23 protein-coding genes and 1 pseudogene are annotated in these 24431 nt (G+C 62.4%); 18 read left to right on the top strand and 6 right to left on the bottom strand.

Features of this window, described 5'->3' with window-relative positions:
- Nucleotides 1-2: 2 nt before the first annotated feature.
- From AC07X9_RS23025 to AC07X9_RS23035, 3 genes are all read right to left on the bottom strand, one after another.
- A complete protein-coding gene (locus AC07X9_RS23025) occupies nt 3-1013 on the bottom strand; it encodes a universal stress protein (RefSeq protein ID WP_081659635.1) in 1011 nt (336 codons plus the stop codon).
- 1160 nt (nt 1014-2173) lie between these two features.
- Nucleotides 2174-3856, bottom strand: coding sequence for a multicopper oxidase family protein (locus tag AC07X9_RS23030; protein WP_021243539.1), 1683 nt, complete (start codon nt 3854-3856; stop codon nt 2174-2176).
- Between the two features lie 406 nt (nt 3857-4262).
- Nucleotides 4263-4484: a hypothetical protein gene (locus tag AC07X9_RS23035; RefSeq protein ID WP_046765852.1), complete on the bottom strand. Its 222-nt coding sequence runs from the start codon at nt 4482-4484 to the stop codon at nt 4263-4265.
- A gap of 398 nt (nt 4485-4882) precedes the next feature.
- Here AC07X9_RS23035 and AC07X9_RS23040 point away from each other — a divergent pair, with 398 nt between their 5' ends.
- The 13 genes and pseudogenes from AC07X9_RS23040 (at nt 4883) to AC07X9_RS23100 (ending at nt 16408) form a co-directional block, all read left to right on the top strand.
- The gene (locus tag AC07X9_RS23040; protein WP_015449265.1) at nt 4883-5284 is read left to right on the top strand and encodes a hypothetical protein; all 402 of its coding nucleotides are present in this window, start codon (nt 4883-4885) and stop codon (nt 5282-5284) included.
- A gap of 147 nt (nt 5285-5431) precedes the next feature.
- A complete protein-coding gene (locus AC07X9_RS23045; protein WP_004212674.1) occupies nt 5432-5761 on the top strand; it encodes a hypothetical protein in 330 nt (109 codons plus the stop codon).
- Nucleotides 5762-6013: 252 nt separating this feature from the next.
- Entirely contained in the window at nt 6014-7534 is a 1521-nt protein-coding gene (locus AC07X9_RS23050) for an aldehyde dehydrogenase family protein (RefSeq protein ID WP_015449264.1), read from the top strand.
- Nucleotides 7535-7559: 25 nt separating this feature from the next.
- Nucleotides 7560-8585 carry an alcohol dehydrogenase AdhP gene (adhP, locus tag AC07X9_RS23055; protein WP_021238858.1) on the top strand — a complete coding sequence of 342 codons (1026 nt, stop codon included), beginning with the start codon at nt 7560-7562 and terminating at the stop codon, nt 8583-8585.
- A 25-nt stretch (nt 8586-8610) separates the two neighbouring features.
- Entirely contained in the window at nt 8611-10317 is a 1707-nt protein-coding gene (locus AC07X9_RS23060; RefSeq protein WP_021238859.1) for a copper resistance system multicopper oxidase, read from the top strand.
- On the top strand, nt 10314-11300 hold the full coding sequence (locus AC07X9_RS23065; RefSeq protein WP_004212678.1) for a copper resistance protein B: 987 nt from the start codon (nt 10314-10316) through the stop codon (nt 11298-11300). Before AC07X9_RS23060 ends, AC07X9_RS23065 begins: the two co-directional genes overlap by 4 nt.
- Nucleotides 11294-12535: an MFS transporter gene (locus AC07X9_RS23070; protein WP_007683345.1), complete on the top strand. Its 1242-nt coding sequence runs from the start codon at nt 11294-11296 to the stop codon at nt 12533-12535. The genes AC07X9_RS23065 and AC07X9_RS23070 overlap by 7 nt, the downstream gene beginning before the upstream one ends.
- Nucleotides 12536-12614: 79 nt before the next feature.
- Complete coding sequence (locus tag AC07X9_RS23075; RefSeq protein ID WP_007683347.1) at nt 12615-13052, top strand: DUF411 domain-containing protein; 438 nt, start codon at nt 12615-12617, stop codon at nt 13050-13052.
- 383 nt (nt 13053-13435) lie between these two features.
- Nucleotides 13436-13699, top strand: coding sequence for a type II toxin-antitoxin system RelB/DinJ family antitoxin (locus AC07X9_RS23080; protein ID WP_004212689.1), 264 nt, complete (start codon nt 13436-13438; stop codon nt 13697-13699).
- Nucleotides 13686-13967: a type II toxin-antitoxin system YafQ family toxin gene (locus tag AC07X9_RS23085; protein WP_004212690.1), complete on the top strand. Its 282-nt coding sequence runs from the start codon at nt 13686-13688 to the stop codon at nt 13965-13967. The genes AC07X9_RS23080 and AC07X9_RS23085 overlap by 14 nt, the downstream gene beginning before the upstream one ends.
- 401 nt (nt 13968-14368) lie before the next feature.
- Nucleotides 14369-15063 (top strand): annotated as a pseudogene (locus tag AC07X9_RS23090) (Mu transposase domain-containing protein); the annotation flags it as partial.
- Nucleotides 15050-15778: an IS21-like element helper ATPase IstB gene (gene istB / locus AC07X9_RS23095; RefSeq protein ID WP_025549137.1), complete on the top strand. Its 729-nt coding sequence runs from the start codon at nt 15050-15052 to the stop codon at nt 15776-15778. The pseudogene AC07X9_RS23090 and the gene istB, both read left to right, overlap by 14 nt.
- Before the next feature lie 201 nt (nt 15779-15979).
- Entirely contained in the window at nt 15980-16408 is a 429-nt protein-coding gene (locus AC07X9_RS23100) for a TonB-dependent receptor domain-containing protein (RefSeq protein WP_021245211.1), read from the top strand.
- A 709-nt stretch (nt 16409-17117) separates the two neighbouring features.
- Here AC07X9_RS23100 and AC07X9_RS23105 read toward each other — a convergent pair.
- From AC07X9_RS23105 to AC07X9_RS23115, 3 genes are all read right to left on the bottom strand, one after another.
- Nucleotides 17118-19385, bottom strand: coding sequence for a nitric-oxide reductase large subunit (locus tag AC07X9_RS23105; RefSeq protein WP_025549136.1), 2268 nt, complete (start codon nt 19383-19385; stop codon nt 17118-17120).
- A 78-nt stretch (nt 19386-19463) separates the two neighbouring features.
- Nucleotides 19464-19928 carry a cupin domain-containing protein gene (locus AC07X9_RS23110; RefSeq protein ID WP_004212697.1) on the bottom strand — a complete coding sequence of 155 codons (465 nt, stop codon included), beginning with the start codon at nt 19926-19928 and terminating at the stop codon, nt 19464-19466.
- 257 nt (nt 19929-20185) lie between these two features.
- Nucleotides 20186-20644 (bottom strand): Rrf2 family transcriptional regulator, encoded by a 459-nt coding sequence (locus AC07X9_RS23115; protein WP_004212699.1) that lies wholly within the window; start codon nt 20642-20644, stop codon nt 20186-20188.
- A gap of 109 nt (nt 20645-20753) precedes the next feature.
- Between AC07X9_RS23115 and AC07X9_RS23120 the strand changes: the two genes are divergently transcribed.
- From AC07X9_RS23120 to AC07X9_RS23140, 5 genes are all read left to right on the top strand, one after another.
- Nucleotides 20754-21191 carry a group III truncated hemoglobin gene (locus tag AC07X9_RS23120; RefSeq protein WP_004212701.1) on the top strand — a complete coding sequence of 146 codons (438 nt, stop codon included), beginning with the start codon at nt 20754-20756 and terminating at the stop codon, nt 21189-21191.
- Nucleotides 21184-21459 carry a TehB family protein gene (locus AC07X9_RS23125; protein ID WP_004212703.1) on the top strand — a complete coding sequence of 92 codons (276 nt, stop codon included), beginning with the start codon at nt 21184-21186 and terminating at the stop codon, nt 21457-21459. The genes AC07X9_RS23120 and AC07X9_RS23125 overlap by 8 nt, the downstream gene beginning before the upstream one ends.
- 40 nt (nt 21460-21499) lie before the next feature.
- Nucleotides 21500-22711 (top strand): NO-inducible flavohemoprotein, encoded by a 1212-nt coding sequence (hmpA, locus tag AC07X9_RS23130; RefSeq protein WP_004212704.1) that lies wholly within the window; start codon nt 21500-21502, stop codon nt 22709-22711.
- A gap of 12 nt (nt 22712-22723) precedes the next feature.
- Entirely contained in the window at nt 22724-23185 is a 462-nt protein-coding gene (locus AC07X9_RS23135) for a hypothetical protein (RefSeq protein ID WP_004212706.1), read from the top strand.
- Nucleotides 23186-23434: 249 nt separating this feature from the next.
- Nucleotides 23435-24223: a YbaY family lipoprotein gene (locus tag AC07X9_RS23140; RefSeq protein ID WP_004212707.1), complete on the top strand. Its 789-nt coding sequence runs from the start codon at nt 23435-23437 to the stop codon at nt 24221-24223.
- Nucleotides 24224-24431: the final 208 nt, after the last annotated feature.

Below are 24431 nucleotides of genomic sequence, written 5' to 3' on the forward strand. Positions count from 1 at the left end.
GATCAGGCTTGGGCGGCGAGGGGTAGCCGGAGGCAATTATGCCCTACGGCGATCTGCGCTTTTCCCGAGCGGATTGTCGCAGGCGTTACGAGCATTGGTACATTGCAATGCGTCATCAGGTAGGAGGCGACCGTTCCATAGGGTACGTCGGAAACATGCCGATGGCTGTGGCCGCGCGCGGACAGGACGGCAATATCGGCCCTCTCGCGCTGAATAAGATCGCACAGCACCTCGCGTACATCCTCGCCACGGATCGAAATCGTACGCATTCGTAGACCGGACGCCGAGAGGTTGGATTTCGTTCGATCCAGGTAGCTGCGTGCTGCTTGCTCATTTCGCTCTATAAGGGCTTGTTGAAGCTTCTTGTCCTCGACTTCCAGGGGCCGTGCCTCGATCATCTCGGGCGTAGGGACGACATGGACAAGCAGGAGTTCCGCTTCCGAGGCCTTCGCAAGACGCACAGCTAGGGGCAGCACGCTCTCAGCCCAGCGAGAGCCGTCAAGCGGCACCACAACCCTTCTGTAGGGCGCTGCCGGAAGCGGGGCCTCTACCGGTACGAGCAGGACCGGGGCTGGCGTCTGCATGAGCACCTTGTGCACGGTTGCCCCCATGCCCGGGCGACCGGCCTCTTGCCTGCCTCGTCTTCCCAGTACGACCATGCCGTCGTCGCACTCTCGGACAAAGCGGCAAATTTCCTCCGCGGTTTGGCCTTCGGCCAGTTCGATGGAGGTTTTGGTTGGAGGTGCGCTGGTCGCGGCGGCGCATCGATCGAGGGCGCGCAGGGCTTCGCGCCGCCGGAGGTTACATTCAATCGGGTCTGGACGAGAGCGCGTCGAGCCCTCGCCGTCAAGTACTTGTAGCAGGGTAATAGGAACGTCGAGCGTTGTCGCGAGCGCACGAGCGTGTGAGTAGATCCACGCATCATGATCGGAGCAATCGATGCAGGCGACAATCCCGGACTGCGGTCGGGGGGACGCCTGCGCCAGAGCTGGAAATGCTGAAGCGGCTGACATCAAATGCTCCTCTTGCCTTGGATCTCCATCGAATTCGTGGCGGCTAGGACAGCGGGAACATCCGGCATTTCGGCCTGGCGTACCCTCCACGACTCGAACCTGCTCTGACCCTATCTGGGGGGAACGACCCGCGAAATTGTGATATATACGAATGGCGATCGGTCGGTTGACCGGGTCGCAAGAGCATCAGAACCGAAAGCCGGTCGCTTGCGACTAGTACATCGGGCGGGCCTATATGCCTCCGCCTCGGTACCCGGCTTGAGCGTCCAAACCAACATGTCGGGATAGAGTGAAGGTCACCGGGCCACCTTTTCCTCGTCCGGAAGCGAACTCGTCGCCCCCGTTACCGCTCATATGGTCGCTCGCTTGCCCTGCGCATGAGCCGATCACCGTCATCCCAAGTTCTGCGCCGCCTGCCTTGTCCTGGGCGATCTGCGATCAGATGCCGTGGCAGGCGTCCCTTCTGTCTAGCGGCAAATACGCATTACCGCCGGCAGATGGTCTGCATAGTCTGCCAAGGGCAACCAACGAAGCTCTCAGCGCAGTGAGTGTGGATCGGAAGGAAATAGTATGACGATCGCGCTTAACGGGTTATTTCGATGCCGGCTGCTCACTTTCACACGGTGGTCGTGTTCCATCTGGGCGATTTTCGCCGCGCTCACTGTGCCAACGCTACCTTCGCCGGCCAGGGTCGTTCCCGCAGGGGAAGATACCTCGACCACCAAGCTCGCGGGTGTCTGGTCATTTGATGGCCGATCCGGCTGTAAGTCGGGGATGGCCTGGGTTCTTAATCGCAACGGATCTTACAGCGAAATCCGATTGCCTGACCAGACGCCGCTTGGCGGAGGAAAGTGGTATGAACGCGGCGATACCATCTATTACTCATTGCCGCGAGTACTGACAGCGGCCGCGGGACGGCCCGACAAGCGTATGGTCATTATAGAGCGCGGCCCGCGGCGCCTAGTGGCCGTGACGAACCGCAGGGTTCGTCATGTGATGCACAAGTGTCCGGGATGATCGAATGCCTTCGATCGAGATGTGCGAAACGTTCTGGCCCAAGCCCGAAAAGGGAACAAAAACGAGAGTGGAGTTCGAAGTCATACGTCGAGCATTGCCCCCTTATTGGCATATGCGGGATTTCGATTCTTGAGTTGTTCCCACTACGTCACGGAAAACTGACCCATCATGCCTTCGTCCTCGTGCTCCAGGATATGGCAATGGAACAGGAAGGGCGCCTTTGAAGCAGGCTGGTCGAAGCGGATTAATAACTCGACCGGTTCGTCCACGACGATGGTGTCACGTGGCCCCTGATCAAGAAGATCTGGCTCCTCGCCATCGCGACTTAGCACGTCGAAGTGCACTCCATGAATGTGGAAGGGATGGGCCATTTTCTGCCCGGAGACTTTCCATATCTCGACGGCGCCAAGCTCGACCTCCTCATCGATTCGATCCATATCGAATCGCCTGTGGTTGATCGTTAGCGGCTCTTCGTCGCTATCCATCATGCCCCCCAGCCTCATGTTGAGCACCAGACGTCGCCGTGCGACGACCGTCGCCGGATTTGGCACCGCGCGGGACGCCAAGAGGAGCGGAAGCGTGGTGCTACCTCGCTTGCTCGATGCCAAGCGCGGTGAGAATGTGAGGACAGTTTCATTGCCTGCGTTGTTTTCGCTAGCCTCGTGCCGATGCATCATGCCCATGCCATGCATCCTCAGGGTGCTTTGGTCCGGAGCCGAGACCAACGAGACCGGTTTGCCATCGCTGAAGTCCACCAAGATCTCCGCCCGCTGACCGGAGGCCAGAGTGAGGGACTGCAATTCAACGGACTTTTCCAAAAGGCCGCCCTCGGTGCCGATCCAATAAAAGGCTCGTCCGTCGCTGAACGAAAGATCGTAAGTCCGGGCATTCGAACCATTTACAAGCCGCAGCCGCACTAAGCTTCTGGGAACGTCTGCTCGCGGGTTGTACGCGCCGTTTACGAGAATAACGTTGCCCCGCCTCCCGTCCAACGCCACCATCATGCCCGCCGGTAACACCAGACGGCCATCCACGAACTGCCGATCCTGGATCAATATTGGTAGATCGTCGACGCCGTAATCTGAAGGCAAACCGAGACCTTGCTCTTCCTCGTCGGTGACGAAGAGCAATCCCGCTAGGCCTGCATAGACCTGCTCCGCCGTTCGGCCGTGTGCATGGGAATGATAAAAGAGAGTGGCCGCCGGCTGACGGATCGGCAGCGTCGGACGCCAAGTCTCGCCTGGACTAATGGTCTGGTGGGGGCTGCCGTCCAGCTCTCCCGGTACGAGCAGCCCGTGCCAGTGAACCGTGGTATCAGCAGACAGATTGTTGCTGACAGTCACCGTCACGTCGTCCCCGCGATGTACCCGCAGAGTCGGGCCGAGATAGCTGCCGTTGTATCCCATGGTGGCGCTCCGCCGCCCTGGGAAGAAAGTGGTTTCCCCTTCCTGCGCCCTCAGTCCAATTCTCTGCCCATGGTCGCGTGCATCTAACAGGCGAGGAATGGGCAGCGTGCCTGCTTGGTCCGGCGTCGCAAATCTGCGCGTGCATGCCGCCCCCAGCAGGAGGCCTCCGCCCGCCAAGAGAGTTCGCCGGCTCAGAAAAGTCATTTCGAAGCCCCTCCTGAGCAATCGTGAAACTGACGCAAACGCGCTTTTCTCGATCCCGATGAGATCCACCGAGGCGAAGCGCCGCTCTTCCCTTAAAGGGCGCTCGGGAGGGCAATATCCGTAATACCCGAACCGATCGCTTTTGTGCCCGCCCCCTCTGGGAAGAAAAAATTGCCCTTCTAAGCTGGTTGCGGCCCTCGCCAGTTGATCAATCATCAGCCAGGCGAGCGTTCAATCACTGCGGCACCGATCCGAGCGAGCGTCTATTCCGACAATTTAGCCTGGGCCAGTCCGAGTGGCTGGTTCGGCGGTGAGCCTTGCCACGATCGCGCCGAAGCAAAAGCGGCGTGCGATTTACGTTTCGCTGTTTGCCACTGCAGCAGGCGGCGTCGCTTTCCAGTGCTCGGGCTAGGCGGAGGCTTTGATGGCCGCCGTCTTCGGTCATCCGCGCCCAGCTTTTGCTAATAGCCGAACTAAAGCGGACATGGCAGGCTGACCGCCGGCTTCGCAAATTACGTATACTGCCGCCTCCAGGCCGACACCATCTCAACGGCAAGCTCCCTGGGGAGCGAGAATCGACCGGGCATGTGTCCGGTCGAACTGAAACTCAGACTTGAAGGAATCATATTTGCGCAAGAAAGCAGCGATTATCGCTTCGCTCGCAGCCTTTGGCGTCCTTGCCGTCGGCGCCGGGCCAGTTCTCGCCGATGGGATGCCGCCGGGCATGCCGGACCTTGAGCAGACGCTCAAGGCGAAGCCGGCGCCGGCTCGGTCCGACACGGCCCAGATGCAAGGAATGCGACACCGCGAAGTGCCGATGCACGGTGAGATGATGCAGGACCATCGGATCGCTATGCGGGAGATGGGAACCCAGGACGGAGCCTCCCGCATGTTGCGTAGGTCGCGGGGCGGTTGCTGACCCTGCACTTAAGCCAGCTCCGATCACGAGGCTGGGTGGCCAACGACCGTGGCCTGGTTCAACTGCAGCTTTGGCCCGCCGTTCTCCCACGGCGGGCCAATTGGTTTTTGCACTTCGCTGTCGGCCGCCATCAAGCGGGATCATGAATTCGCTTGACCTTGGACCATGGTCCACCCCGCACGATCCCGCGCATGCTAGTCGCGATCCAAAGCGGATTCGTAAGTTACGTATACAGACTGCGTCTCGCTAGCAGCATTGAAGCTTCGGAATTGCCGGGATCGGAACGTCGATCGGGCAACAGGAAGAACACTCGGAGACCCTCAATGCGACAGACGACATTTCTCGCGGCGCCCGTCAGCCTCTTCGCGACGCTAACCTTCGCCGCCGGCACCGCTCTCGCCCAGTCGACGCCCGCGCCCGCGCAGGCTGCGCCGGCCCATGCCCACCAGCAGGGCATGGATCATGGCGGGCAGCAGATGCACGATCAGATGATGAAGGATCATCAGGCCGGCGCGCAGAAGCAGCAGGGGCAACCGGCCCAGCAGGATCAACAGGGCATGTCGGGGATGGCCGGCATGTCCGGCGGGTCGCCAGCATCGAACGGCTCGGGCATGGCCGGTAAGGCGAAGAGTGGCTGCTGCAAGATGCCGATGAAGAAGGCCAAGCCGGCGGCGAAGAAGAAGACCGCCAAGCCCATGGCCGACAAGCCGATGAGCGACATGTGAGGTTTCCAGCCCCGAGAACAGACCCCAGGGGCTGAGGGCCCGCCGTTCCCCCGCGGCGGGCCAGTTCTTTGACGATGCCCAGCGTCGCCCCGTGCTCCCAGCTTTCAAAACCGGGTCCGAGCGTCTGACTTGACAGAGGAAACAGCGATGCGAAAACATCTTGGCGTCGGTGCTGCTGTTGGCTTTCTGCTCTTTGGCAGCACGCCGCTCCTCGCACAGGGTATCGGCCATAGCTTGTTCATGCGCGGCAAGATCGTCCGTATGGATGCGGGCGGCACAGTGGCCTGCCTGGGTAAGGCCGATGGCGCGCACATCGGGCAGATACTCGAAGTCTATCACGCAACGCCGCGCCACCGCCGTCTTGTCGGTCATGTCGAAGTCGACCAGATTTTCGACGACCATTATGCTCATTTCCGCGTGAGGGACGGGACGCTTCAGAAAGGCGATTGGGTGAGCCTAAAGCGCGTCCGGGCGTAACGCCAGAATTGGAATGCCAAGCGCCGCCCTCGCCAAAAGAAGACTCGGCCGAGTAACGCCTGTCTCGGCATAATTCCGATCAGGCGTGCGCGAATACGTTCAGGAGTCGATGAATAGTCATCGGCTCTGTTGGCGTGTCTGACCCTCAAGCCCGCGACCCCGATACCAGACTACCTTCTGCGGAACTTACTTATAGGCCACCCGGGCAAAGAGATTACTCCGTCAGGCCATCGATAGAGATGGAGTCAGGTTATGTTCGAGAAGGCGATCGGGACCATTAACGCGGCGGCCTCCTTCCGACACCGCTATGATAATTTCATCGGAGGCCGCTGGAGCGCTCCTGCGGGCGGCGAGTATTTCGCCGACACGAGCCCGATCAATGGCGCCCAGATCGCAGAGTTCGCGCTGTCGACGCCGGAAGATGTCGAGCGCGCGCTCGATGCGGCGCACGCCGCCAAGGATCAATGGGCAAGGATCGCGCCCGCCGAACGCGCCAGGATTCTCAATCGCGTCGCCGACCGGCTCGAAGACAATCTGGAGTTGCTGGCACTTGCCGAGACGATCGACAATGGCAAGCCGATCCGCGAGACGCGCGCTGCCGACGTGCCGCTCGCGATCGACCATTTCCGCTACTTCGCCGGCTGCATCCGGGCGGAGGAAGGCGGCATCTCGACGATCGATGCGGACACCATCGCCTATCATTTCCGCGAGCCGCTCGGCGTCGTCGGCCAGATCATCCCGTGGAACTTCCCGCTGCTGATGGCGGCGTGGAAGATCGCCCCGGCGCTGGCGGCGGGCAACTGCACCGTCATCAAACCCGCATCCCAGACGCCGCTCACCTTGCTGATGTTCGCCGAGCTCACCGCCGACATCCTGCCGCCCGGCGTGCTCAATGTCGTTACCGGCCCGGGACGGACCGTTGGCCAGGCGATCGCCGCCAATCCGCGCATCGCCAAGGTCTCGTTCACCGGCGAGACCGTCACCGGCAAGCAGATCATGCACGCCGCGGCGGACCATCTGATCCCCCAGACGATGGAGCTTGGCGGCAAGTCGCCCAACATCTTCATGGCGGACGTGCTCGACGAGGACGATGCCTTCTTCGACAAGGCGCTCGAAGGCTTTACTTTGTTCGCCTTCAACAAGGGCGAGGTCTGTACCTGCCCGTCGCGCGCCCTGATCCATGAGTCGATCTTCGACCGCTTCATCGAGCGCGCCGTGGCGCGCGTCGCCGCGATCCGCCAGGGCGATCCGCTCGACCCGTCGGTCCAGGTCGGCGCGCAGGCGTCGGAGGACCAGCTCCACAAGATCCTGGGCTATATCGATATCGGCAAGGCCGAGGGCGCGCAGTGTCTGGTCGGTGGCGCCAGGGCGCTGCCGGGCGGTGCGCTCGACCAGGGCTATTTCGTGCAGCCGACCGTGTTCGTGGGTCAGAACCACATGCGCATCTTCCAGGAGGAGATCTTCGGTCCCGTCCTGTCGGTCACCACGTTCAAGACGGTCGAGGAGGCGATCGCACTTGCCAATGACACCGCCTACGGTCTTGGCGCGGGCGTCTGGACCCGGAGCGGCAACACCGCCTACCGGCTCGGCCGCGCGATCGAGGCCGGGCGGGTCTGGACCAACTGCTATCATCAGTACCCCGCCCATGCCGCCTTCGGCGGATACAAGGCATCGGGCTTCGGGCGTGAAAACCACCGGATGATGCTCGATCATTATCAGCAGACCAAGAATCTGCTCGTCTCCTATGACGAGCACGCGCTCGGCCTGTTCTGACCCCTCGCTCAAAGGAGAAACGGACATGGCGAAAACCATGAAGGCGGCGGTCGTCCGCGAATTCGGCAAGCCCCTGGTCATCGAGGAGGCGCCGATCCCGGCGGTCGGCCCCGGGCAGATCCTGGTCAAGATTGCGGCAACCGGCGTGTGCCATACCGACCTGCACGCGGCAGAAGGAGACTGGCCGGTCAAGCCCAACCCGCCCTTCATTCCTGGCCATGAAGGCGTCGGGCATGTCGCCGCCGTCGGTGCAGGCGTCACCCATGTGAAGGAAGGCGACCGGGTCGGTGTGCCCTGGCTCTACACCGCCTGCGGGCATTGCGTGCATTGCCTGGGTGGCTGGGAGACGCTTTGCCACGAACAGCAGAACACCGGCTATTCGGTCAATGGCAGCTTTGCCGAATATGTCCTCGCCGATCCCAACTATGTTGGTCACCTTCCCGACAATGTCGACTTCCTCGACATTGCGCCGATCCTCTGCGCGGGCGTCACCGTCTACAAGGGATTGAAGGCCACCGAGGCCCGACCCGGCGAGTGGGTGGTCGTCTCAGGGATCGGCGGGCTCGGCCACATGGCGGTGCAATATGCCCGTGCCATGGGTCTCAATGTGGCCGCGGTCGACATCGACGATAGCAAGCTCGACCTCGCTACACGCCTTGGCGCCACACTGACGGTCAACGCGCACAGCGAGGACCCTTCGGCAGCGCTCAAGAAGGCGATAGGCGGCGCGCACGGAGCGCTCGTCACCGCCGTTTCGCCCAAGGCGTTCCAGCAGGCGCTCGGCATGGTCCGGCGCGGCGGCACGGTCGCGCTCAATGGTCTGCCGCCGGGCGACTTCCCGCTGTCGATCTTCGACACCGTGCTGAACGGCATTACCGTGCGAGGCTCGATCGTCGGCACGCGGCTCGATCTGCTCGAGGCACTGGCGTTCGCCGGCGACGGCAAGGTCAAGGCCACGGTCCATGCAGACAAGCTGGAGAACATCAACGACGTCTTCTCCCGCATGCACCATGGCGACATCGAGGGCCGGATCGTCCTCGACCTCGCCTGAACCCGACTTCGCGAAAGTACAGTTCATGTCTCCCTTACATATCCGGCCGATCGCACGGCGCCGTTTCGTCCAGGGGCTGGCGATCGGCGGCGCGGTTGCCGGCTTCGCCCCGGCGCTTCTCGCGCGATCCGCCCCAGTCTCGCCCGCCGAGCTTAGCGGGACCGAGTTCGACCTCGAGATCGCCGAGCTGCCAGTCAACTTCACCGGCAAACGCCGTATCGCGACCGCCGTGAACGGCAGCGTGCCCGCGCCGGTCCTGCGCCTGCGCGAAGGCGACACGGTCACGCTCCGTGTGCGCAACGGCCTCAAGGAGATGTCGAGCATCCATTGGCACGGCATCATCGTGCCGGCGGAGATGGACGGCGTGCCCGGCATCAGCTTTGCCGGCATCGCGCCGGGCGAGACCTTCACCTATCGCTTCGAGGTCCGCCAGAGCGGAACCTACTGGTATCACGCTCACACGCTCGCCGAGCAGACGGGACTCTATGGAGCGATCATCGTGGAGCCAAAACAGGTGCCGACGGCGCGGGCGCCCGATCGCGACTATTGCATCGTGCTCAGCGACTGGTCGGACGAGCCGCCGTTGCAGATCTTCCTCAATCTCAAGAAGCAGAGCAGCTACTATAATTTTGCGCAGCCGACCGCCGGCGATTTCCTCAAGGATGTCGGCACCATGGGCTTGGGCAAGGCGCTCGAGCGGCGGCGGATGTGGAACAGCTCGCGGATGAACCCGACCGACTACAGCGATGTCTCTGCCGCGACCTACACCTATCTGATGAACGGCGCGCCGCCCGCCGGCAACTGGACCGGTATCGCCGCGCCCGGCGAGCGCGTGCGCCTGCGCTTCGTCGGCGCGGGGACGGCGACGTTCTTCGACGTGCGGATCCCCGGGGTCGAGCTGACGGTCGTATCGACCGACGGGCAGCCGGTCGAGCCGGTCACGGTCGAGGAATTCCGGATCGGCCCGGGCGAGACCTACGACGTCGAGTTCACCATGCCCGAGGGCGGCGCCCGCACCATCTTCGCGCAGGCGATCGATCGGAGCGGCTATGCGCGTGGCACGATCGCACCGGCCCCGGGCATGGCGGCAGCCGTGCCGCCGCTCGATGCCCGGACCTGGCTCGAGCCGGTCGACATGATGGGCGCGATGGCGACGATGGGCGCAATGGGAGGCGACGCGCATGCCGGGCACGGCATGACCGAGATGCCGGCCAGGGCACGGCACGCCCGCACCGAATATGGCGCCAATACCGACATGCGCGTCGACTATCCGCGCACCAATCTCGACGATCCCGGCGCCGGGCTGCGCGGGCGCGGCTGGCGCGTGCTGACGCTGGCCGATCTGCGCACGCCGGGCGGCGATCCCGACCCGCGCGAGCCCGAGCGCGACATCGAGCTGCATCTGACGGGCAATATGGAACGGTTCATCTGGTCGCTCGACGGCATCAAGCTCAACGATTCCAGGCCGCTTCATTTCAAGCCAAACGAGCGGCTGCGCGTCACCTTCGTCAACGACACGATGATGGCGCATCCGATGCATCTGCACGGCATGTGGAGCGATGTCGAAGGCCCGGACGGCGCCTTCCAGGTCCGCAAGCATACGGTCGTGGTCCAGCCCGCCCAGCGGGTGAGCTTCCGCGTCACCGCCGACGCCATGGGCCGATGGGCCTTCCACTGCCATCTGCTCTATCACATGGCGGCCGGCATGTTCCGGGAGGTGGTGGTCGCATGATCCGGATTTTCCCCTCGCGCGGCATCGCTCTTGGCGCTGCCCTCTTCCTGGCGCCGGCGATCACGGCTCCCGCCCTCGCGCAGGATGCCTCGCCCCCGTCGCCCGCCGCCACCCCTGCCCAAACGGCCACTCCCGCTCAGCACACCCCTTCCGCGCAAGGCTCTCAGGACCATGCGGGCATGGACATGCCGGGCATGGATATGACCGACACGAAGGCGTCCGGTAACGGCGCCACGATGGACATGGGCTCGATGCAGGGTGGCAAGGCCCCGCCGGACGCGCGCAACTCGGACGATTATGCCGACGGCTATCGCAACTCGACGCTGCCGGGCTATGAGATGGCCGACAAGCTCTCGATCCCCAAGATACTTGTCGATGAGCTCGAATTCGCCAGCGGCAACGAGGGTCAGGGCGTGGGTTGGACCGTGCTCGTCACCAAGGGTCAGGACAATGACAAGCTCTGGCTGCGCAGCCAGGGCCTCAAGAACTCCCGCGACCAACGTCTCGATCCGGAGAGCAGCGTCGAGGCGCTGTGGTGGCACAGCAAGAACCCGTTCTGGGGCACGCTGCTCGGGGTCAGGCAGGATCTCGGCAAGGGCGCGACGACATGGCTGGCCGCCGGCGTCGAGGGACTGGCGCCTTATTGGTTCGACGTCCAGCTCACCGGCTATGTAGGGACCGATGGGCGTCTCGCGGCGCGCGCCAAGGCCTCCTATGAGGTCCTGTTCACCAATCGGTTGATCCTCACACCGCAGGTAGAGACCAATATCTATTCGAAGCGGTCGAGCGATCGGCAGCTCGGCAGCGGCTTCAGCAATGTCGAGCTGAGCGGACGGTTGCGCTACGAGGTGTCGCGCAAGTTCGCGCCCTATATCGGCTTCGTCTGGGAGCGCGCATTTGACGGCACGGCCGATTTCCGTCGCCTGCGCAGGGAAGGGCCTTCCGAACACAGGCTGGTGATCGGCTTGCGCGCCTGGTGGTGATCCGCGGATGGCCACTCGAGGGATCGACCGCGAACGCGCCGCGTGACAAGGCTGGATCGCAAGCCAACGGTCGCTGGCCGGCCTCCTTTTTCGTCTTGTTGCTCGCGGCGGCTGCGGCGTCGGCGGGACAGACGGCCATTCTCGCCTTCCTTCCGGCACTGGTCGACCCGGCTCGTGGCGCGCTATCGTCAAGCGCTCATGATTTTCACGTCGCGAGCCTGACCGCGGTCCATCCCCTGGCAGCCTTGCTGGCGGCGCCGCTCTGGGGCTGGATCGCGGACCGGGTCGACTATCGGGCGATGTTGCGCGCAGCGCTGGTCATCCTCGCGCTGGTGACCGCGCCGATCGGCCTCGTCGGGTTGCCTGAGCTTTATGCATTGCGTCTGGTGGCGGGGATGGCGTCGGCCGCCATCATACCGTTGGGCTTGCTCTGCGCGAGCTTTGCCGCAAGCGGGCGCGCGGACCAGGCGCGCCGCTTCACCTGGCTGACCGCCTTCGTGTTTCTGGGCGATCTCGCCGGTCCGCTGGTGGCGGAGGTCTCGGCCGCGATCCTGCCCCGCGCTCCCCTCATGATCCTCGCTCTCGGCATCGGTGCCGTCGGGGCGGCGCTTTGCGCCGTGCGTCTGCCGCGCTGGTGTGCACCTTGCATCGATGGCGGAGACCTGCCCGCGCCTACGCTCGGCGCGACGTTGATCCTGCTTTTTATCACGATCGTCGCGGGCGGCGGGCTGGCGGCGATGCATGTCAATCTCCTGGTGACGCGGAGCGCCATTTCGCTGAGCCGCGAAGAGATCGCCTGGATGCTCAGTCTCTGCGGATTGGGCATGCTGGCGGCACAGATCTTCCATGCAAAGCTGGATTGGCTGGTCACTGTGCCGAGGCGGCTTGCCGGATTGACGCTGGGCCTGCTGGCTGTGGCACTTTTCATGTTTCCTGTCGCCGCGAGTATGGCCGAGCTCAGTGGGATCATCGTTGCTGCCGGCTGGAGCTCGGCAACCCTTCGATTGGTCACCAGCTTCTGGATCAGCGGCGGCGGGGCCCCTTCAGGCGTGAAGCTCGGTTTCCAGCATTCCGCCGCCAGCATCGGGCAGGCGCTCGCGCCGCTGGCGATAGCCATCGTCGCTCCCGGGGCGCAGCCGCTCGTTCTGTGGGGGATTGGTGGTCTATCGCTAGCGCTGCTTGTGTCCCTGCCGCTAGCCTGGAGGCCGCCCGCCATCGTAAAATCATCTGCGTGATGAGGGGAGGGGCGCATTGATGCGTATAGAAAAGAAGGGGCCTCTGCCCCATGCTTATCGTTCTTCCGGGAGTCATTTCATGAAGACCCGCCTATTCGTCGCCTTGCTGTTCCTCGCCATGCCCGGCGTAGCGCTTGCGGCCAGTGATATCGTCGTCCACCGGGATCCGGGATGTGGATGTTGCGAGAAGTGGGCGCAGGCCGTGCGCGCGAAGCTGGGACGCAAGGTCGTCATGCGTGACGATGCGTCGCGCAGCGAGCTTCAGCGCAAGGCCGGCATGCCCCGGACGCTGGCATCTTGCCACAGCGCGATCGTCGATGGCTATATGATCGAGGGCCATGTCCCGATATCCGACGTCAAGCGCTTGCTGGCGACCCGTCCTGCGGGCGTCAAAGGCATTGCGGTTGCGGGGATGCCGATCGGTTCGGAGGGCATGGAAGTGGCAGGCGCTGCCCGCCAACCCTATACGGTGGTGGCCTTCGGCAGCGCCGGTCAGCGAATTTTCGCCCGCCATTGATATCGCGCGGTTTGCAGCATCCTGCAGAATTGCCCGGTGGTAGAGGACCCCGCTGTCGAGTGTAGAACCTTGTGTCAAGCGAGCTGATGGCGTCCCTACCCCTACCTACACTGAAAAAGCAACGATTTGTCTTGTAAGTTGTTCGCGGTCGTCTCCCTGATTTGCCTGAATTTGGCCCAAAATGTGGAACGATTGTGGGACCGTTTGCCCACCGAAAGTGTGAGAACGGCCCCAACATTCCCGATCAGGGCCCCGAACCGATGGCACTCACAGCATTGAAGGTGAAAAACGCGAAGCCCGGTCGCCATGTCGATAGCCGGGGCTTTGCCTGATTGCACTTTGCGTTCGCTTGCATTACATCGTCATGCAGAAAGGAAATCGACATGGCCGCAAACGCTCTTGTGCAGACCCGGATCGACGGAGCGGTGAAGGAGGAAGCCGCGACCGTGCTGGCTGCTATGGGGCTGACCGTCTCCGATGCCGTGCGCCTGATGCTGACCCGCGTTGCCCGCGACAAGGCCTTGCCGTTTGAACCGCTGGTGCCCAATGCCGAGACGATCGAGGCCATGAAGGAAGCGCGCGAGGGAAAGGGCAAGCGGTTCGCCACGGTGGTCGACCTGATGGCCGACCTCAATGCGGACGATTGAACGCTTCGGGCGGTTCAAGCGCGACTACAAGCGGGAGAAGAAGGGGCAGCACGCCAAGACGCTGGACGCTGACCTGATCCCGATCATCGAGGCGCTGGCATCCGACGAGCCGCTTGAACCGCGCCACCGCGACCATGCGCTGACCGGCGACTGGCGCGACCATCGCGATTGCCACATAAAGCCCGACCTCGTGCTGATTTACCGCAAGCCCGATGACGACACCTTGCAGCTTGTGCGCTTGGGATCGCACGCGGAATTGGGTTGGTGACGCCCGCGCATGGCGAGCTTATACGTTTGTCGGGTATGTCAGCCAGAGGCACGATTACGGGTTAGGTGTGATCAGCGAGCATCCGATGCCAACAAGCTTTTGCAGAAGACATCAATCGCAGAGATGCATTCGGCAGGCGCTGCTTGAAACAAAAATGAGGGCCATAAATCACTTTCACCCTCAAATTCTGACAAATTTGCCGTTAGTTCACGACTGGTGAGCGAGAAATGAGCCGATCGCGTTGGGCTTGAAGAGCCGACCGCTCGCTCCACCGTCGTGACCCCTACGTTGATGACCGGCGGATGCTGGCCCGGTAGACGATGCTGCCGAGAGCGACGACGACGCCCATGATGGCAAAAGATTCCATGCTCGAATGGCTCAAAAGCCAGATCGTGAGAAGGAAGGCGGAGTGCCGGCGCTGGGCCGAGCACCACACCCATCCCGAGCGCGGCGATATCACCGTGGCCTAGGCGCTGGAGATGGAGCGGCCTGTCCTGCAGCCGATCCTGGCGCCCTTCGATGGCTTCCATGAGAGCGAGCATGCCGTCACCGGCACCTGCCTCATCAGCTTCGACCGCAACCGCTACTCGGTCATGTCCAGGGCGGCGCGGCGCACGGTGCAGGTGCGCGCCTATGCGGGCCGGATGGTCATCCGCTGCGGCGAAGAGATCGTCGGGGAACATGAGCGTCACTTCGGGCGGAACCGCACCATTTACGATCCCTGGCATTATCTGCCGGTTCTGGCCCACAAGCCCGGTGCCCTGCGCAACGGCGCGCCGTTCCAGGACTGGGAGTTGCCGCCATCCCTCCATCGCCTGCGACGCAGGCTGGGGCACGGGGATGAGGCGGATCGCAGGTTCGTGCGGGTGCTCTCGGCCGTGCTCACCGATGGCTGGAGCAGGTCGAGGCGGCGGTGCGCGAAGCGCTGGCGAGCGGAACGGTCAGCGACGACCTGATCCTCAACATCCTCTCCCGTCGCCGCGAGCCGGCGACGCCCCATAGCATCGTCACTTCGGAAGACCGGATGCTGAGTCACCCGCCGATCGCCGACTGTGCCAGCTATGACCGACTGCGAGGCTATGATGCAGCGGCATGAGATGATCGACACAATGCGCGGCCTGGGCCTCAAGGGCATGGTGGCCGCGTTCGACGAGGCCGTCACCACCGGCCTCCAGCGCCAGCGCACCACCATGGAGATCCTGACCGATCTGCTCCGCGCGGAAGCCACCCATCGCGACGCCGCCTCGATCCGATATCGCATGACGGCCGCGCGGCTGCCGGTGGTGAAGGACCTGGAGCGGTTCAGCTTCGAAGGGACGCCGATCAACGAGGGACTGATCCGCTCCCTGCATGATGGCTCCTTCCTACCGGCGCGTCGCAACATCGTGCTCGTCGGCGGCACGGGCACCGGCAAGACCCACCTCGCCATCGCGATTACCGCCAACGTCGTGCGCAAAGGGGCTCGGGCACGATACTTCAACACCGTCGATCTGGTGACACGCCTCGAAGAGGAGGCCCGGATCGGCAAGGGCGGGACCCTGGCGGGACAGCTCTCACGGCTCGACCTGGTGGTGCTCGATGAGTTGGGATATCTGCCGTTCGCGCGCTCTGGTGGCCAGCTCCTGTTCCACCTGATCAGCAAGCTCTACGAACGCACCAGCGTCGTTATCACGACCAACCTCGCCTTCGGCGAATGGCCTACCGTGTTCGGGGATCCCAAAATGACCACGGCTCTGCTCGACCGCGTCACTCATCACTGCGATATCGTCGAGACCGGCAACGACAGCTGGCGCTTCAAAAACCGCAGTTAGCCGCCACTCTCACCCCAGCTTCAAAACGAACTTGCGCTGTGTACGCCTCCGGCCGGGCTACGCCCGACCTCCGCCGCACACAGCGCAGGGCATCAACCCTCCGCTCAATCTCGAAAAGGGGGTCCCCCTTCAACGCCTATACGGGGTCCCGTTTGCGCGCCGTTTGACAAAGTGAATGGCAGACTGCCGATCACCCCGGCATTGCTGCTGACCGCGAATTATACCTACACCGATTCCGTCCGGAAGGGTGGCGGCGAGCCCGCTTTCGACGGCAGTTCGCTTGACGGAACGCCGCTCGACAAGACGCCCAGGCACATGGCCAACGTTCGCCTGGACTGGCAAGCGACCGAGCAGATCGCGGCCTATGTGCTCGGCTACTACTCGGGCAAGCAGACTTTCAGCGGGTTCCGCAACGGCGCGCTCAACACCCGCACCCGTGAAGGGAGCACGACCTTCGATGTCGGCATCAATTTCACGATCAATGAGAATTTCGCGCTGAGGGCGGCGGTGCTCAACGTCACCGACAAGATCGTGCCGGTCGATGACCGCGGCCGGTTTGATGGTCTCGACGGCAACTGGATGCTCGATGAAGGGCGCCGCTTTTGGGGCACGGCAACGATCAGCTTCTGATCGATCAGGCCGGCCTTCTGCCTTCGCGTTCGAATATTCGCTGAATGCAGAGAGTCGGCCCCTTTTCATCCATGGATCCCGATTCAAGAAACGTTTCTAAAGTCAGAATTCAGTGATCAGTGGATTCGATCTCCGTAAGGAGCGGGGTGGGAGCACATAACCCTGACCGGCGAAGAATATCGCTGGCCAAAATTCTTAGCGTAGGATTTGGTCCCCTCCTGGAAACGCACCATGATCGCCATGTGCGGCATCGAGCGCGTCAGTCGCATTTGCGCCCGATGCCAACTGTCATGGATCCGTCCAAGCTGGTGACGGGGCGCGAAACGGCGCGGCAGTTTTTGCCCTTGCGGGGACGCCGGAGGGCTTTGCGCTCAGAGGCTGTCATGCACACCTGTTCATACAGCCATTATCAGCAAAAGCTTGCCCATCGACGCGCACGCGGCGCCGGTAACGGGATTGGTACCGAGACTTTTCCTCCGGCGATAGCGACTGGAATGAACAGTCCCGTGAGCCGGGCGGCATCTGAGCAATCGCGGGCGAGGATAGAGCAGCCATCGACCCGGCTGCCAGACCTGCGAACAGAAGTTTGGTGCGCATGGACAAAAGGTTCACCGAAACTCGCATCCAAGTGTGGCGTTTGTCGACAGAACGTGGCTAGCCCACGAGCAAGGGTTGGCTGGGACTGCGCGGCATCGGACTCCTCGATCGATCACTGTGCAATTTGCGCCTCGCTGTCGTCAGACCGGGGTCTGAGCCAAAGACTGGCGACAAACCAGGCGAGCGCTACCGCCCCGGCAGAAAAGACGATATCTCCAGGAACCCTCAGCCACACCAGCAGATCGACCACCGGTTGCTGCATGAACTCGGCCGAGCGAGCGTACCAGTAGCCCTTGTCAATCGCGGCGGTCAGCTGAAGCGTACCAAGTGGCAGCAAGGTCAGGAGCGCCATCAACGCAAGGCCGATGTTGAAGCACCAAAAGCTCGTCTTCAGCACGCCTTCGTTCCAGATCAGGTTCGGCAACATGCCACGCAGGCAGAACAGGACGAGCCCGACGCCCAACATGCCGTATACGCCGAACAATGCGGTGTGTCCGTGCAGCGGCGTCAGATTGAGACCCTGCATGTAATAGAGCGACAGCGGCGGATTGATGAGGAAGCCGAACAGGCCTGCTCCGACGAGATTCCAGAAGGATACCGCCAGGAAGAACATGACGGGCCATTTATAACGCTGCATCCAGGGTGTCGCGCTGCTCAGCTTCCAGTGTTCATAAGCTTCGAAGCCAATATAGGCGAGCGGCACGACCTCGAGCGCTGAGAAGCTCGCGCCAAGCGCCAGCACCGCGATCGAGGTTCCCGCGAAGTAGAGATGGTGCAACGTTCCCAGCACTCCGCCTGCCATGAAGATGATCGTGGCAAACAAGACGGCGACCGTGGCGGTGGGTGTCGGAATGAGGCCGAGGCGCGTGAAGAGGAAGGCGATGACCGCGGTGGCGAACACCTCGAAAAAGCCTTCGACCCACAGATGGACCACCCACCAACGCCAATATTCAATCATGGAGAGCGCTGTATGCTCATTCCAGAACAGCCCGGCACCGTAGAAGAGTCCGATGGCTACGGCGGATAGGAAAAACAGCATCGTGATGTGGCGGGATTCGGACTTCTCTTTGAGCGCAGGCCAGAGCGCCCGGCCGACGAGCACAAGCCAGAGCATCAGGCCGATGAAGAGAAACCACTGCCAGAAGCGCCCCATATCGACATATTCCCAGCCCTGGTGTCCGAACCAGAAGTTCCTCTCCAGTCCCAGTTTCTGCATCACCGCGAGCCATTGCCCGGCAAAGGAGCCCACAACGATAATCAGGAGGCAGGCCCAGAGGATGTTGGCACCCAGAGCCTGGAACCTCGGTTCATGGCCCGAGATCGCAGGAGCTATGTAGAGGCCCGTTCCCAGCCAGGCTGTCGCGATCCACAGCACGGCAAGCTGCGTGTGCCAGGTGCGGGTGATCGAATAAGGCAGGATCTCGGCCGCTTCATAGCCATAAACCAGCTGCCCCTCGACCTGATAGTGGGCCGTCATTGCACCCAGCATGATCTGCGCGAGAAACAGTGCGAGAACGACCCAGAAATATTTGGCTGTCGCCCGCATCGAAGGCGTCACCGCGATCTCGCGCAGCGGATCTTTCGCGGGGAGGTCGTGCTCCTTCTCCCTTCGTCCGTGCGTCACCGCATGGTGCCAACCCAACAGCGCGATGCCGGCAAGCAGGAAGGTGACGCTGAAGGCCGACCAGATGAATGTACTTGATGGTGGGCGATTCCCGACCAGCGGCTCGCTCGGCCAGTTGTTCGTATACGTTGTCGTCCGCCCTTGTCGTTCCGTTGTGGCCGCCCAGGCCGTCCACCAGAAGAAGGAGGTCATGGCGGCTCGGTGCCCTGCGTCGGGGACCGTATCGTTCTTCATGGCATAGTTTTCGCGCAGCTCGGCCGTGGCGGGGTCGTTGCCGAACAGATTGACGTAGTGCTTTGCCACCCGCTCGATTGCCACCGCGCGATCGTTGCTGATCGTGATGGTATCCGTGCTCGCTTCAAACGTGTTTCGGCGCATTTCCGTTTGCAGCCGCCGCTGGAGGAGCGCCTTGTGTTCCTCGTTTAAACTCTCAAAGGCGCCGCCCAGATCCCGCTGTGCCCAGAGATCGAGAAGTGCCAGTGATTCCCGGTGCAACCAGTCGGCTGACCAATCGGGCGCTACGTAGCCGCCGTGTCCCCAGATCGAGCCCAGTTGCATGCCGCCCATAGATTGCCAGACCTGGCGGCCACGCTGCATCTCGGCACGGGTGAAGACGGTTTCGCCGTTTGCGGTCACGACCTTGGCGGGAAGCGGCGGCGCCTGAATGCTGATGTCGCGGCCAACCAGAAGCAGGACGGCAAAAGAGACTGCCAGCAATGATAGAAGCCAAATCCAGAGCTGACGTGTTCGATCCATGGTTCTCCCCTATGGGCTACGAGGCGGTACAGCAAAGCGACTAGCGCGCTGCGCGCCGTGCCATCATGCCGCCCGTGATCAATTCTTCCTGGGGGCAGGCTGATCCGATTGAACGACCGGACCGCCTTCCGCTTCCCACCGGTCGACACAGTCGCAATCGTCATAGGCATCGACCGCCAAGGTCTCGGCGCCGGCTTTTGCCTGTGATCCTTCTACAGGCGGAAAGAGGATCGTCAGAAGCAGCACAGAGTTTTCCGCGCCCTTGACCGAGTGCGGCGCGCCTCCTTCGAGATAGACCCACTGGTTACGCCGCAGTTCGATCGAGCTTGCGCTGAGCTCGACTTTCACATGGCCCTCGAGGCAATGCAGCATGATGCTGCCCGGCACCTGATGCTGGCGCATTTCGGTGCCGCTCGGGATCACCAGCCGGATGGTTTCGAAATGGTCCGCCTTCACGATCGCTGTGGAATGTTCTTCATGTGTCGTCACGTTCTCGGGCAAGAGATCGACGACTTCTCCGGGCGCTGCGTGGTGAAGGGCCATATCGTTCAATTCCTTTCCGTGTTCGTGGTTTTATGATTGGAGCAAGACGGGCAAGCGGACTGCCGCGTGCGGTCCGGCTTGGAGCGTCCAGCGCGCAATACCTTTACCCATCGCGCGCCGATTTGGAGTCCTGCGGCGATCCATGACCGCGACGCGCGGCGACGACCGTCAAAGGGAGCGGGATCGACCGGTTCACCACATTCTGGACAGAACATGTCACGTTCCTCCTTTTCGGCTTCGATGCGCCAAGACGTCAATCATCCATCTGGCGCCGCAGGGGTTTCGAACCGATCGGCCGCGTTACGCTCGAAGAGCGACGCGAGATCTCGCCGCTTCGTCAGCAGGTCGGCAAGCGTATAGCGGTCAAGTACCGCCAGGAACGCGCCGAGCGCCTCCTTCAGCACGCCCGTCAGCCCACATGCAGGCGCGACCACGCATCCGCCGCAGTCAACGAGATCGAAGCCGTCCTCGGTCTGGCGTATGAGTGCGCCGATGTTGATCTCTTCGGGCGGCCGCCCCAGGCGGATGCCGCCCGACCGTCCACGCACACTCTCCACATCACCACTGCGTGCGAGTTGGTTCACCACCTTCATCAAGTGATTCTGCGAGATTCCGTAGGCCTGCGCGACCTCACCGATCGAGCACAGGCGGTCAGGCCGCGCGCCCAGATAGAGCAGCACGCGCATCGAATAGTCGGTGAACAGGGTCAGTTTCATGGGGCGTTCCCACTCTCTTCCTCAGCTCGTCGCATTAAGATGTATTCATCTTGCATGTTTTCAGGGAAAAGTATAGATGCATTCGGGATACATGATTGGAGTCGGGCGAATGACCGAGCTGGAACTGAAGGATGAGGCGCTCAAGCAGCTTGTCGACGCCTTCTACGCGCGCGTTCGCGCAGATGCCGACCTGGGGCCGATTTTCAACGACGCGATCGATGACTGGCCGGAACATCTCGAAAAGCTGGCGGCGTTCTGGTCATCCGTCATGCTCGCCAGTGGCCGATACAAGGGCCAGCCCGTGCCAGCGCACCTGAAGCACAGGTCGAGGATAACGCCAGCGCTTTTCGACCGCTGGCTCGCGCTGTGGGACTGTACGACAAACGAGATGATGGCGCCCGACGCAGCTGCGGCTCTGCAGGCGAAAGCGAAGCGGATTGCCGAGAGCCTGCAGCTTGCCATGTTTTTTCGGCTCGATCGGCCAAGCGTCGCTGACGGCGAGGCCGGGTCCATTCATTGCGAACGGCGAGTACCCACCCATGCCTGACATTCTACCCTATCGTTCGACGCCGGTGTTCGATCAGGACACGCTCCCGGCCGCCCTGCGGGCACGCCATGATACCAAGGCGGGTGTCTGGGGTTTGATCCGCGTTCTGGAGGGTGAGCTTCGGCTGACCTATCTCGATCCACCGTCGGAGGTTGTCCTGACGCCCGAACGGCCCGGATTGATCTTGCCGCAGCAGCCGCACTTCGTGACGCCCATCGGCGCCATGAAAATGCGGGTCGATTTCTATGATCAGCCGCCCGGCGCCTGATCGCCGGGAAACTCGAATCCCTTCCAACAAGGAGAAGTTTATGTCGCAGCCCCTCAGCGATCAGACCATCGCGCTCGTCAAGGCGACGGTCCCCGCGCTCGAAGCGCATGGTCTGGATATCGTGCATGAAATGTATTCCAGGATGTTCCAGAACCCGGACATTCGCGATCTTTTCAACCAGTCGCATCATGGTGACGCCGGTTCGCAGCCGCGCGCGCTCACCGGCGCCATTCTCGCCTATGCCAGCAATATCGACAATCTCGGCGCGCTGGCTCCCGCGGTCGAGCGCATCGCGCAAAAGCATGTCGGTCTCCAGATACTGCCGGAGCACTATCCGCACGTCGCCGAAGCACTGCTCGGTGCGATCAAGGCGGTGCTGGGCGATGCGGCGACCGACGAAATCCTCGGGGCCTGGGGGGAAGCTTACTGGTTTCTCGCCAATATCCTGATCGCGCGGGAACAGCGCGTCTACACCGAACAGAAGGACGCGGCCGGCGGCTGGAACGGCTGGCGCGATTTCCGCGTCGAAGACGTTGTGCGCGAAAGCAGCGTCATCAATTCCTTTGTCCTTCGCCCCGTCGACGGCGGCCCCGTCATGCGCCACAAGCCGGGCCAGTATCTTACCTTCTGGCTCGAAATTCCCGGACATCCGCCGGTCAAGCGCAACTACTCGATTTCGGCCGCCGCCAATGGCGAAACCTATCGCATTTCGGTCAAGCGCGAGCCGCAAGGGCTCGCGTCGGGCTGGTTGCACGACGAGGCGAAACCCGGGACGATCCTGAAGGTGGCCGCGCCTGCTGGCGAATTCTTCCTCGCCGATCATGTCGAACGGCCGGTCGTACTGCTGTCGGGCGGCGTGGGCCTGACGCCGATGGTGGCGATGCTCGAAGCCCTCGTTCAGAACGGCGCCGAAGTGCCGGTTCATTACATCCACGGCACGCATGACCGCGACACCCATGCGATGCGCGACCATGTCCGCGCTGTGGCGAGCCATGGCCAATCGATCGCGATCACCGATTTTCACCAGACCCCGCTCGAGGATGAAACAGAGGGCAGCGACTACGATGTGGCCGGCATAATTACCGATGAATGGTTGGTCGCCAGCACACCGGTCGCACAAGCGGACTATTACATCTGCGGGCCGCGTCCGTTCCTGCGTCATGCGGTCTCGACCCTGTCGCTGGCGGGTGTGCCGTCGGACAGGATCCACTATGAGTTCTTCGGCCCGGCCGACGAACTGCTCGCGGCCTGAGGGAGCGGAGGCATGGACGACATCATCCTGGCCCGGGCCGTTCATGTCCTGGCGGTCCTTGTCTGGATCGGCGGCGTGGCGTTCGTGACGCTTGTGGTGATGCCGTCCGTGCGCGCCGCCAATCCGCCGGCGGAGCGGCTGGCGGCCTTTCATCGACTGGAGGGGCGCTTTGCGGCGCAGGCGCGCATCTGGGTGCTATTGGCAGGACTGAGCGGCTTCTGGATGATCTATCGCGCGCAGATGTGGGACCGCTTTTTCGATCTTCGCTTCTGGTGGATGCATGCGATGGTAGGGCTGTGGGCCGTGTTCGCCGCGATGCTTTTCGTGATCGAGCCGCTGTTTCTCCACCGCCGAATGATGACATCGGTCAAGCCCGCCGCAGATTTTGCCCGAATGGAGACACTTCACCGAATATTGCTGGGTATCGCGGCTGTCACGGTTCTCGGCGCAGTGGCGGGAAGCCACGGGTTCTAGACTGCGCTTTTCGTGTGGTTCCAAAATTCAGTGGCTGTCTCCCAAGAGGGGATCAGATATCCGCCGGGGCCGCCCGCGCCAATCCAGCCCAATCTTCCGCCCGCCATCGGACGTTCGTGGTTCGGAACCATCCTATGCGAAGTCGATTCCCACAGGACTGCCGCTCGAAGCCCTCCCATTATTGCCGATGCCATGGGTTCCGCCTGACCTGCTCTCTTCCGCTCCAATCGCACAGCAAAGTGAAACGCCATGTTCAACAAGCCATTCACAGCCGTACTGGCGATGACCATGCTCGCGCTCGGCGGCTGCGCGACAGGCGCGCGATACGTCGATCCCCAAGCCCCCATTGCGGAGCTGAGAGACAAGGTCGTAACCGGCAACGCATCCTATCGACAGCGCATCGCTCTGCCCGCCCGCGCGAAATTCAACGTGAGACTGCTGGACGTTTCGCGCGCCGATGCGAGATCGGTGATCATTGCCAAGGAAACGCGCGAGACAGCAGGGCAGCAGGTTCCTTTGCCATTTTCGATTAGGGTGAAGGAACAGGACTTGAAGACCAACATGCGTTACGCAGTCCGTGCGACGATTACCGATCCCGAGGGCAACCCGATATGGACCACGGATACGGTTCATTCGGTCGATCCCACGCGGTTCGAGCAGGATCTGGGGACGCTCAATATGGTTCGCGTTGGTGACCGCCCGGCGGCTTCAGGCTTGATCGGCCCGCAATTCAAGGTGGAGGACATCAATCAGACCGGTCTGATCGACAAATCCAATGTGACGGTGCAGTTTTCGCAAGACGGCCGAGTGAGCGGATCGGCCGGCTGCAACAGGTTCACCGGCGACTATTCGATCGAGGAACAGTCGCTTCGGATCGGACCGCTCGCCGTGACGCGCCGGGCTTGCGTGCCGGCGCTCGGGAACCAGGAAACCAGGTTCCTGGCCATTCTGCAGGATGTGACCTCATGGTCCGTCAACAGCAATGGGTCAGTGCTCTTCCGTGCCGACGACGGACGATACCTGGCGGCGATACGCTGATTCGACCGCAGTATGCTGAAGAGCGGCTGCCGCTCAGTCCTGACCGATCGGAGACGGAGGTCGAGCCAGTCTTGGACACAGGCTTAACGGTCCAAGAGCTTGATCGGCAAAAGTCCATTGCGCCGTCGCCAAACACAGGTTCAAATTCGGCCGCGATGCGTGGCGAGCGACGCTGACCACTGATTTTTTGGTGTTTACCGCGGGAGAC

It is taken from the genome of Sphingobium sp. GW456-12-10-14-TSB1 (assembly GCF_059424385.1).